This is a genomic window from Pseudomonas sp. EA_65y_Pfl2_P78, from assembly GCF_963970495.1.
Taxonomy (GTDB): Bacteria; Pseudomonadota; Gammaproteobacteria; order Pseudomonadales; family Pseudomonadaceae; genus Aquipseudomonas; species Aquipseudomonas baetica_A.
The window spans coordinates 22,226-32,593 of sequence record NZ_CAXAON010000044.1; the positions used below are offsets into that span (position 1 = coordinate 22,226).

9 protein-coding genes and 1 pseudogene are annotated in these 10,368 nt (G+C 59.2%); 6 read left to right on the forward strand and 4 right to left on the reverse strand.

The genetic code is table 11. The features are described from left to right. Positions 1-12: 12 nt before the first annotated feature. From AACY02_RS23995 to AACY02_RS24010, 4 genes are all read right to left on the reverse strand, one after another. Complete coding sequence (locus tag AACY02_RS23995) at positions 13-861, reverse strand: cache domain-containing protein (RefSeq protein WP_339434070.1); 849 nt, start codon at positions 859-861, stop codon at positions 13-15. A 137-nt stretch (positions 862-998) separates the two neighbouring features. Further along, the gene (locus AACY02_RS24000; protein WP_339434071.1) at positions 999-1,853 is read right to left on the reverse strand and encodes an ATPase; all 855 of its coding nucleotides are present in this window, start codon (positions 1,851-1,853) and stop codon (positions 999-1,001) included. 116 nt (positions 1,854-1,969) lie between these two features. Further along, positions 1,970-2,962 (reverse strand): NAD-dependent epimerase/dehydratase family protein, encoded by a 993-nt coding sequence (locus tag AACY02_RS24005; RefSeq protein WP_339434072.1) that lies wholly within the window; start codon positions 2,960-2,962, stop codon positions 1,970-1,972. A 54-nt stretch (positions 2,963-3,016) separates the two neighbouring features. Further along, positions 3,017-3,910, reverse strand: a complete 894-nt coding sequence (locus tag AACY02_RS24010) for a LysR family transcriptional regulator ArgP (RefSeq protein WP_339434073.1) — start codon at positions 3,908-3,910, stop codon at positions 3,017-3,019. Between the two features lie 95 nt (positions 3,911-4,005). On the opposite strand from AACY02_RS24010, the gene AACY02_RS24015 reads away from it, so the two are divergent. The 6 genes and pseudogenes from AACY02_RS24015 (at position 4,006) to AACY02_RS24040 (ending at position 10,122) form a co-directional block, all read left to right on the forward strand. Continuing rightward, positions 4,006-4,407, forward strand: coding sequence for an ACT domain-containing protein (locus AACY02_RS24015; RefSeq protein WP_339434074.1), 402 nt, complete (start codon positions 4,006-4,008; stop codon positions 4,405-4,407). A gap of 5 nt (positions 4,408-4,412) precedes the next feature. Next, positions 4,413-5,015 (forward strand): LysE/ArgO family amino acid transporter, encoded by a 603-nt coding sequence (locus AACY02_RS24020; RefSeq protein WP_339434075.1) that lies wholly within the window; start codon positions 4,413-4,415, stop codon positions 5,013-5,015. Positions 5,016-5,191: 176 nt separating this feature from the next. After that, positions 5,192-5,788 (forward strand): superoxide dismutase, encoded by a 597-nt coding sequence (locus AACY02_RS24025; protein WP_095191553.1) that lies wholly within the window; start codon positions 5,192-5,194, stop codon positions 5,786-5,788. A 119-nt stretch (positions 5,789-5,907) separates the two neighbouring features. Beyond that, positions 5,908-6,039 (forward strand): annotated as a pseudogene (locus AACY02_RS24030) (IS110 family transposase); the annotation flags it as partial. A gap of 488 nt (positions 6,040-6,527) precedes the next feature. Then, on the forward strand, positions 6,528-8,579 hold the full coding sequence (locus AACY02_RS24035) for a putative bifunctional diguanylate cyclase/phosphodiesterase (protein ID WP_339434076.1): 2,052 nt from the start codon (positions 6,528-6,530) through the stop codon (positions 8,577-8,579). Positions 8,580-8,787: 208 nt separating this feature from the next. Next, positions 8,788-10,122 (forward strand): imelysin family protein, encoded by a 1,335-nt coding sequence (locus tag AACY02_RS24040; RefSeq protein ID WP_339434077.1) that lies wholly within the window; start codon positions 8,788-8,790, stop codon positions 10,120-10,122. Positions 10,123-10,368 lie beyond the last annotated feature (246 nt).

Here is a 10,368-nt window from a genome sequence, read left to right on the forward strand (position 1 = left end):
GGATCTGGCTGATCAAGGGCTGTAGTAACCGACCGCTACCAGAAAATGGCCGACCTTCTTCAGGTAGGCATGCTTGTCCTCGACCTTGCCGGTCACCGGGTTTTTCCAGCGGTATTCGTATTCGCCATCATCCTGTTTGGCAATCAGCGCCAGTATCGGCTCACCCACCGGTTTGCCTTCCGGGTCCTTGACCTTGCTGAAGTCGGTATTGATCAAGCGCAGATTGGTGCCGTGGGCGACATAGCGCCGGGTATCGAGGTCGACGACAAACACATACAGGTCATCCTGCAAATAGCCGCCCTTGAGCGAGTTGATCGCCGTCAATGTGCCCTTCTCGTCTTTGCCCAGATCGGTAGCCGCCTTGTTCAGCAACGCCATCGCCTGCTCCGCCGACGCCCGCGGCAGGTAATAACCGACCGCCAGAATCCGTTGGCCGATGCGCTGGTAAAACACATGCTTGCGCTCGACCTTGCCATCCGACCAGTTCTGCCAGCGGTACTCGGCTTGCTGGATGCCGTTGCCCTCGGGCACTTTCAAGGCATTTTTGAAGGCTTTCTGCAGATCCGGCCCGAGCACCTCGCTCACATCACGGCCGATCAACGCCGACGAGGGCCCGCCGCTGGCGAGCATGACGCCCTTGGTGTCGACCACAAACACATAGCGGTCCTTGTCGACAAACTCACCCTGGCGACTGAACGCGGCGAACGCCTTGTCGCCGTTGTCGTGGTAGTAGGCCAGTGCTTTTTCCAGCAAGGCGATGGCGGCCTGGCTGTCATCCTTGGCAGTGGTCGCGGCGTTGGCCTGGCCGAACCCGGCCAGGAGCATCACGCCGAGCCAGGCCACTTTATGCAAAAAACCCATAGCGCATCCCTCGTTCTTGTTGGTGTTTCAAGAGCGTAGACGGCTTGGGATGATGCAGGGACATTCAGAAGGTTTCTGGAGATTACACCGTGCTGTGGCGAGGGAACGTGCCCACTCGCCACACGTTTGATCAAGCTTTAAGGCCGGGCATTGATCTGCTGCTGCAAGTTCTGGATCTGCGCCTGAAGCGTGTTGATGTTGCGGGTCATCTGGCGACGGAACGCATCGAACTCAGCGGTATTGGCGGCACCTTGCGGTGCTGCCGGGCGGTTGTCCTGTTCGCTTTTGAGAACGACGATTTCCTGCTCCAGTCGATCAATTGCCGCGCTCGGATTGCCCTGTTTCTTCAGTGCGGCGATGTCCGCGCCGAGGCTCTTGAGCTGCGCATCGAAACCCTTGAGCTGGGCGTCGACCTTGCTGGTATCGGCCGGGGCGTTTTTCAGCGTGGTCAGCTCTGTACTCAGGGCTTTGACCTGTGCCTGTAACTGGCTGTTGGCGTTTTGTTGCTCGCTGGTCTGGGCGCTCATCTGTGCCAGACGCTTGTCCAGTTCACTGGTCTGGCCGGCAACGCCCTGCTGCTGTTTGCTCTGATCGAGCAACTTGCCTTCCAGTTGCTTGATCTGCAGCTTCAACGCTTCGCTGTCGCTGGTGACGTTGGATTGACTGGCGACGACCTTGCCGGAAATGTCCTGCAGGCGCCCCGCCGCTTCTTCGCTGATGCGCGCGAAGCTTTCCTGGGTTGCGACCAGTTGCTGCTCCATCAGCGAGATCTGCTGAAAACTCCACCAGGCAAGGCCGATGAAGGCGAAAAACAATGCGCCAACCAGCGCCCACAAAGGCCCGGTGCTTGCCGCTTTGACCTTGACCACGGGCGGTGTACGCGAGTGCACGGAGGTGCGGGCGGTGGTCGGAATGTCATCGTCGTCGAAAGTGTCGGCACGCAGGCTCGGTACATCATCGAAATCGTCGTGGGCATCATTACGCATGGACATTGAGGCAACCTTTGTGAAACGCGGTGATGGCAGATGGGGGCGAAGTATAAACCCCACAGCCGCAGGGATTGACCCTCAACCTGTAGTGCGGTTCATTGCCGGTCGGCCGATTCGTTTCAACGAATGTCCTGAGCTTTCCACCAACCGCAGAACTCGTCGAGGGCGGTCCACAGACTGACTTTCGGATCGTAGTCCAGATAATGCCGGGCGCGACTGATGTCGAGGGTGAAATTTTTGTTCATCACCTGCATCCCCAGCCGCGACAGCGTCGGCTCCGGACGTCCCGGCCAGAGCTTGCACGCCCCTTCATTGAGCGCGGCCACGCTGTAGGCCAGCCCGTAGGAGCGATACCGGGTGACCTCTGGGATCTCCATTTTGCGCATCACATAGTTGACCACATCCCACAGCGGCACCGGCGTACCGTTGCTGATGTTGTAGGCCTTGCCCAGCGCGGAACCGGCGGCCAGCAAACTGCTGAGCATGGCTTCGTTGAGGTTTTGCACGCTGGTGAAATCGACCTTGTTCAGGCCATTGCCAATGATCGCCAGACGGCCCTTGCGCTGCATGTTCAACAGGCGCGGGAAGATGCTCATGTCGCCGGCACCGGTGACGAAGCGCGGGCGCAGGGCGATGGTTTCCAGACCGAATTCCTGCGCGCCGAAAACCTTTTGCTCGGCCAGATATTTGGTCGCCGCGTAGTGATGCCTGAAGCGCTTTGGCACTTGTTCTTCGGTCAGGTTCAGGTGGTCGCGGCCATCGAAGTAGATCGACGGTGACGACAAATGCACCAGCCGTCGAACCCGTCGCTTCAGGCAGGCCTCGACAACGTTTTCAGTGATCTGCACGTTACCTTGATGAAAATCCTGATAGCGCCCCCACAGCCCGACGGCACCGGCGCAATGCACCACCGCTTCGACGTCGGTGCAGAGTTCGCGCACCAGATCCGGGTCAGTCAGATCACCAGGGACAAACTCGGCGCCACGGCGGACCAGGTGCTCGACGCTCTCGGCCCGGCGGCCGTTGACCCGCACATCCAGGCCCTGCTCCAGAGCGAAACGCGCAAAGCGTCCACCAATGAAGCCGCTTGCGCCGGTGACCAGAATTTTCATGTAAAGCTCCGCTGTCTTTCGATTTGCCTGATTCGTGTGTCTTGACGCTGGCCGTCAGTCCAACGGCACCAGCCATTGTGGCGAAGATCGCACCAATTGCTCGGTCAGCAAGCCCAGCAACTGACCGCCGTTGCGCCAATGATGCCAGTAGAGCGGCACGTCGATCGGTTTATCTGGCAACAGTTCGCGCAGTACACCGCGTTGCAATTGCTCACGCACTTGCAGTTCCGGCACCAGCCCCCAACCGAGCCCGGCTTCAGTCAGGCGGATAAAACCTTCAGAGGATGGGCACAAATGGTGCTCGAATCCCCCATCGACACCCAGTGATGCGAGATAGCGATGCTGAAGAAAATCATCCGGGCCGAACACCAGCGCCGGGGTGCGCGGCAGTTGTTCGGCACGCACGCCATCGGGGAAATGCCGGGCGATGAACGCCGGGCTGGCCAGCGCGCGATACCGCATGGCGCCGAGCAAGACGCTGCGGGCGCCGGCCACCGGCCGCTCGCTGGCGCAAACACACGCCGCCACTTCACCGGCGCGCATGCGTTTGAGGCCGACGGTCTGATCCTCCACCACCAGATCCAGCAACAAATGCTGTTCGGCACAGAAATCCCCCACGGCTTCAGCCCACCAGGTGGCGAGGCTGTCGGCATTGATCGCAATGCGCAGTCGCTCGGGTAAACCTTCTTCATCCAACGCCGGCACAAGGGTCTGCAAATCACGTTCAAGCAAACGTACCTGTTGCACATGGTTGAGCAGGCGCCGGCCAATTTCGGTCGGCGACGGCGGCGTACCGCGCACCAGCACGGGTTGGCCGACCCGCGCCTCAAGCAGTTTGATCCGCTGCGAGATCGCCGATTGCGACAGGCCCAGCACCTGCGCCGCGCGCTCGAATCCGGCTTGCTCGACCACGGCGGCCAAAGCAGACAGCAATTTGTAATCGAACATCATTTTTCCTAATGAGCGATCAGCATTATTGGTTTTTCTTATAACGCGTCCGACTGGAGAATAGCCAGCAAGCACTCTCTCTCAAGGACCTTTCCATGGCTGGCGAAACCTCACTCTCGACTCTGCTGCGCAGCATGAGCCCGCAGCTCAACGCCGGCGACTATGTGTTTTGCACCTTGCCCGACGGGCAACTGCCAATTGGCCTGGAGATTGTCGGCTGCTTTCGTGAACAAGAAGGTCTGACCGTGATTCTGCAACGCTCGCTGGCCGAACAGGCCGGCTTCAGTTTCGATTACGTGGCCGCGTGGATCACCCTCAACGTGCACTCGGCGCTCGAAGCCGTCGGCCTCACTGCCGCATTCGCCACCGCACTGGGCAAGGCCGGGATCAGTTGCAACGTGATCGCCGGTTACTACCACGATCACCTGTTTGTCGGTCAGGCCGACGCCGAACGCGCCATGCACGTGCTGCGCGATCTCGCAGCCAACGCGGAGTGAATTCTATGTGGCAAAGCTATGTGAACGGGTTGCTGGTGGCGTTGGGGCTGATCATGGCGATCGGCACCCAGAATGCTTTTGTGCTGGCACAAAGTCTGCGTCGTGAGCATCACTTGCCGGTCGCCGCACTCTGCGTTGCCTGCGACGCGCTGCTGGTGGCAGCCGGGGTGTTCGGCCTTGCCACTGTACTGGCACAAAACCCGACATTGCTGGCGGTGGCGCGCTGGGGTGGCGCGGTGTTCCTGATCTGGTACGGCAGCCAGGCGCTACGCCGGGCGTTCTCGAAACAGCGCCTGGATCAGAGCGAAAACCAGACCGTGCGCTCGCTGCGGGCAGTGATGCTCAGCGCCTTGGCAGTGACCTTGCTCAACCCGCACGTTTATCTGGATACCGTGTTGTTGATCGGCTCTCTTGGCGCCCAACAATCGGTGCCGGGCGCTTATGTGGTGGGCGCCGCCAGTGCGTCGTTGCTGTGGTTTTTCACGCTGGCGCTGGGGGCGGCATGGCTCGCGCCGTGGCTGGCCCGGCCGAGTACGTGGCGGATCCTCGATCTGCTGGTGGCGGTGATGATGTTCGCGGTGGCAGGACAATTGATACTCGCTCCGTGATTTATTCCAAAAGGCTCTGGAACCTCTATCCCACACAGTTGTTGCGTGGTTAAGCCGCAACCCCGGTGCTATGATCCGAACCCTGCGCCGCAAAGAGTAAAAACTCGTCGTCGCATTTCTGGCCGCCCGTGATCGGCCTTGCGCTCACCGCAACAGACCTGATTAGGAGAATCATCATGGCTTTCGAATTGCCGCCGCTGCCTTACGCACACGATGCCCTGCAGCCGCACATTTCCAAGGAAACCCTGGAATTTCACCACGACAAGCACCACAACACCTATGTCGTGAACCTGAACAACCTGGTGCCGGGCACCGAGTTCGAAGGCAAGACCCTGGAAGAAATCGTCAAGTCTTCCTCGGGCGGCATCTTCAACAACGCCGCTCAGGTCTGGAACCACACGTTCTACTGGAACTGCCTGGCGCCAAACGCCGGCGGTCAACCAACCGGCGCGCTGGCTGATGCAATCAACGCAGCCTTCGGTTCGTTCGACAAGTTCAAGGAAGAGTTCAGCAAAACCTCGATCGGCACCTTCGGTTCCGGCTGGGGCTGGCTGGTGAAAAAGGCTGACGGTTCCCTGGCACTGGCCAGCACCATCGGCGCCGGCAACCCGCTGACCAGCGGCGACACCCCGCTGCTGACTTGCGACGTTTGGGAACACGCTTACTACATCGACTACCGCAACGTTCGTCCCAAGTACGTCGAAGCGTTCTGGAACCTGGTCAACTGGAAGTTCGTCGCTGAGCAGTTCGAAGGCAAAACCTTCACCGCTTAAGCTGCGCGCCAGAGAAGAAACCCGGCTGATGCCGGGTTTAATGAGATGGTCAGCCTGACCGAGAAGCCCTGCAGGTTTACGCTTGCAGGGCTTTTCTCGTTTTCGGCGGAGGATCTCTCATGAATACGATAACGCTTCTCGGTATCGACATTGGCAAACACAGTTTCCACCTGCATGGCCAGGATGCCAAAGGTCATCAGGTATTGCGCAAGAAAACCAACCGCGGCCAATTGCTCAGCACATTGGCGCAGGTACCTGAGAACCTGGCATAAAAATCAGCTTTAGAGGCTGAGGGTTTTTTCAGGACAGTCGGGAGCGGCTACTCATCGAGGGTCGAGCGTTGTTGCAGCAACGCTCACAATGAGCCCGGATACATTAGCGCAAGCCAGCTTTACCGAAAACAGCCCATGAGGTTGCAGGAGATGGGCTGACCATACATTTTTATGCCTTTGATTCAGGCAGGAGATAGCGCTTTTCTCACATTTAATGCGGGCTGCCGCCACTTGCCGACCTTGCACAGAGGGCTAACATCAAAAAAGGAAAAAATGTCCCGCAACGCTCAAGTTGAGGGCCAAAACTACCGACACAGTACAAATAGGACTAATACTCTAGTCAGCAGCCTGTCGGCCCAGGCCCTGGGCAAATTTTTCTGGACCTGATTGTCCCTTTGACTGCCAACACCGGATTGCCAATACTCACGGCAACTTGACGCTACCCGCACGGAACAAGGAATAACCCTTTGAAGCTGGAACTCAAGAACAGCTTGTCGGTGAAGTTGCTCCGGGTCGTGCTCCTGTCGGCATTGATCGTGGGCGTGGTCTTGAGCTGCGCGCAAATTGTTTTCGATGCCTATAAAACACGCCAGGCCGTTGTCGGTGACGCCGAACGGATCCTCGACATGTTCCGCGACCCCTCCACTCAGGCTGTGTACAGCCTGGATCGGGAGATGGGCATGCAGGTGATCGAAGGCCTGTTCCAGGACGACGCCGTGCGCCAGGCCTCCATCGGCCATCCCAATGAAGCGATGCTCGCGCAAAAATCCCGTGAGTTGCAGCATTCCAACAGCCGCTGGCTGACCGACCTGATTCTGGGTCAGGAGCGCACCTTCACCACGCAACTGGTGGGTCGCGGTCCCTACAGCGAGTACTACGGCGACTTGAGCATCACCCTCGACACCGCGACCTATGGCGAGAGTTTTATCGTCAGTTCGGTGATCATTTTCATTTCCGGTGTATTGCGTGCCCTGGCCATGGGCCTGGTGCTTTATCTGGTCTATCACTGGCTGCTGACCAAACCGCTGTCGCGGATCATCGAGCATCTGACCGAAATCAACCCCGATCGCCCCAGCGAACACAAGATTCCGCAACTCAAGGGCCACGAGAAAAACGAACTGGGAGTCTGGATCAACACCGCCAACCAGTTGCTCGAATCCATCGAACGCAATACCCACCTGCGCCACGAAGCCGAGAACAGCCTGCTGCGCATGGCCCAATACGATTTCCTCACCGGTCTGCCGAACCGTCAGCAACTGCAGCAGCAACTGGACAAGATCCTCGTCGACGCCGGCAAACTGCAACGCCGCGTCGCGGTGTTGTGCGTGGGGCTGGATGATTTCAAAGGTATCAACGAACAGTTCAGCTACCAGACCGGCGATCAGTTGTTGCTGGCGTTGGCTGATCGCTTGCGCGCCCACAGCGGCCGCCTCGGTGCCCTCGCCCGTTTGGGTGGCGACCAGTTCGCCCTGGTGCAGGCCGATATCGAACAGCCTTATGAAGCGGCGGAGCTGGCACAAAGCATTCTTGATGATCTGGAGGCGCCGTTCGCCCTCGACGACCAGGAAATCCGCCTGCGTGCGACCATCGGCATCACCCTGTTCCCGGAGGACGGCGACAGCACCGAAAAGCTGTTGCAGAAGGCCGAACAGACCATGACCCTGGCCAAGACCCGCTCGCGCAATCGTTATCAGTTCTACATCGCCAGCGTCGACAGTGAGATGCGTCGCCGTCGCGAACTGGAAAAAGACCTGCGCGATGCCTTGCTGCGCGATCAGTTCTACCTCGTCTATCAACCGCAGATCAGCTACCGCGATCACCGTGTGGTTGGCGTCGAGGCGCTGATTCGCTGGCAACACCCTGAACACGGTCTGGTCCCGCCCGACCTGTTCATTCCGCTGGCCGAACAGAACGGTACGATCATCGCCATCGGAGAATGGGTGCTCGATCAGGCCTGCAAGCAATTGCGCGAATGGCACGATCAGGGCTTTGTCGACCTGCGCATGGCGGTCAACCTGTCCACCGTGCAACTGCACCACGCCGAATTGCCGCGAGTGGTTAACAATCTGCTGCAGATGTACCGCTTGCCACCGCGCAGTCTGGAGCTGGAAGTCACCGAAACCGGCCTGATGGAAGACATCAGCACCGCCGCCCAGCATTTGCTGAGCCTGCGCCGCTCCGGCGCGCTGATTGCCATCGACGACTTCGGCACTGGTTATTCATCGCTCAGTTATCTGAAAAGTCTGCCGCTGGACAAGATCAAGATCGACAAGAGCTTCGTCCAGGACCTGCTGGATGACGATGACGATGCGACCATCGTTCGCGCGATCATTCAACTGGGCAAGAGCCTGGGCATGCAGGTGATTGCCGAAGGCGTGGAAACCGCCGAGCAGGAGTCGTACATCATTTCCGAAGGCTGTCACGAAGGTCAGGGCTACCACTACAGCAAACCGCTACCGGCGCGCGAGTTGAGCGCCTACCTCAAGCAGGCGCAACGCAGCAACGCGGCCATCCTTTAAAAGATCGCAGTCTTCGGCAGCTCTCGTGAATCCCATTCGCCTGCAAGAGCTGCCGAGTGCCAAGAGGCTGCGATCGTTTGATCTCAATACACGAATAAGAAATATTTCCAGGCACATCCCTTTACAGATAATGCGAAAGATTTGCATTATGTCGCAGTTTTGCGCTCCCAGCGCGAGTCCACTCAACTACCGAAGCAGGATGTTCGCCATGATTCGTATGCCTCTGGCTACCGCCAGTCTGCTGGCCATCGCCATTTCCCTCGCCGGTTGCGGCGAAGGCAAAGACAAGCCCGCCGCCCCGACCACGCCGACTCCAGCCGCCAGCACCACTGCTCCTGCCGCCGCCGCTAAAATCGACGACGCCGCCGCCAAGGCTGTGGTCGCGCATTACGCCGACATGGTCTTCGCCGTTTACAGCGATGCCGAATCCACCGCGAAAACCCTGCAAACCGCCGTCGATGCGTTCCTTGCCAAGCCGAACGCCGACACCCTGAATGCCGCCAAGGCTGCCTGGGTCGCCGCGCGCGTTCCGTATCTGCAGAGTGAAGTGTTCCGCTTCGGCAACACCATCATCGACGACTGGGAAGGTCAGGTTAACGCCTGGCCACTGGACGAGGGTCTGATCGACTACGTCGACAAATCCTACGAACACGCACTGGGTAATCCGGGCGCCAGCGCCAACATCATCGCCAACACCGAAGTGCAGGTCGGCGAAGACAAGGTCGACGTGAAAGACATCACCCCGGAAAAACTCGCCAGCCTGAACGAGCTGGGCGGTTCCGAGGCCAACGTTGCCACCGGCTACCACGCCATCGAATTCCTGCTGTGGGGCCAGGACCTGAACGGTACCGGTCCTGGCGCGGGCAACCGCCCGGCTTCCGACTACCTGGAAGGCGCTGGCGCTACCGGCGGTCACAACGATCGTCGTCGTGCCTACCTCAAGTCCGTGACCCAACTGCTGGTCAGCGACTTGGAAGAAATGGTCGGTAACTGGAAGCCGAACGTGGCTGACAACTACCGCGCCACCCTGGAAGCCGAACCCGGCGAAAACGGCCTGCGCAAAATGCTCTTCGGTATGGGCAGCCTGTCCCTGGGCGAACTGGCGGGCGAGCGCATGAAGGTGTCCCTGGAAGCCAACTCCCCTGAAGACGAACAGGATTGCTTCAGCGACAACACCCACAACTCGCACTTCTACGATGCCAAAGGCGTTCGTAACGTTTACCTGGGCGAGTACACCCGTGTTGACGGCACCAAAATGACCGGCGCCAGCCTGTCGTCGCTGGTGGCCAAGGCTGACCCGGCTGCCGACACCGCGTTGAAAGCCGATCTGGCTGCGACCGAAGCCAAGATCCAGGTCATGGTCGACCACGCCAACAAGGGTGAGCACTACGACCAATTGATCGCCGCCGGCAATACCGCTGGCAACCAGATCGTGCGCGACGCCATCGCCTCGCTGGTCAAGCAGACCGGTTCGATCGAAGCCGCAGCCGGCAAGCTGGGCATCACCGACCTGAACCCGGACAGCGCTGATCACGAATTCTGATCACGCTTGTCTGACTGAAAAAGGCGACCTTCGCAGACTGTGTGAAAACACACTGATGGTGGTTTCAAGCAAACGCCCCGACTTGTTCGGGGCGTTTGCTTTTGTGCGGACGGCAGACGAAAAAGGGCGTTTCAGCCCATCAACGCCATCAACTGACGTGCGCCGAGCACGTTAATCGCTCTTTTCAGGTTATAGGCGTTCACCGCCAAGGCCATTTCGGCTCTCGCCCCCTCGAGCTGTCGCAGC

Excerpts from the sequence above, each read along its gene's own strand:
- AACY02_RS23995 (WP_339434070.1), bottom strand. The coding sequence starts at position 861 with ATGGGTTTTTTGCATAAAGTGGCCTGGCTCGGCGTGATGCTCCTGGCC.
- AACY02_RS24025 (WP_095191553.1), top strand. The coding sequence starts at position 5,192 with ATGGCTTTCGAATTGCCGCCGCTGCCTTACGCACACGATGCCCTGCAG.
- AACY02_RS24020 (WP_339434075.1), top strand. The coding sequence starts at position 4,413 with ATGTGGCAAAGCTATGTGAACGGGTTGCTGGTGGCGTTGGGGCTGATC.
- AACY02_RS24005 (WP_339434072.1), bottom strand. The coding sequence starts at position 2,962 with ATGAAAATTCTGGTCACCGGCGCAAGCGGCTTCATTGGTGGACGCTTT.
- AACY02_RS24015 (WP_339434074.1), top strand. The coding sequence starts at position 4,006 with ATGGCTGGCGAAACCTCACTCTCGACTCTGCTGCGCAGCATGAGCCCG.
- AACY02_RS24010 (WP_339434073.1), bottom strand. The coding sequence starts at position 3,910 with ATGTTCGATTACAAATTGCTGTCTGCTTTGGCCGCCGTGGTCGAGCAA.
- AACY02_RS24000 (WP_339434071.1), bottom strand. The coding sequence starts at position 1,853 with ATGTCCATGCGTAATGATGCCCACGACGATTTCGATGATGTACCGAGC.
- AACY02_RS24040 (WP_339434077.1), top strand. The coding sequence starts at position 8,788 with ATGATTCGTATGCCTCTGGCTACCGCCAGTCTGCTGGCCATCGCCATT.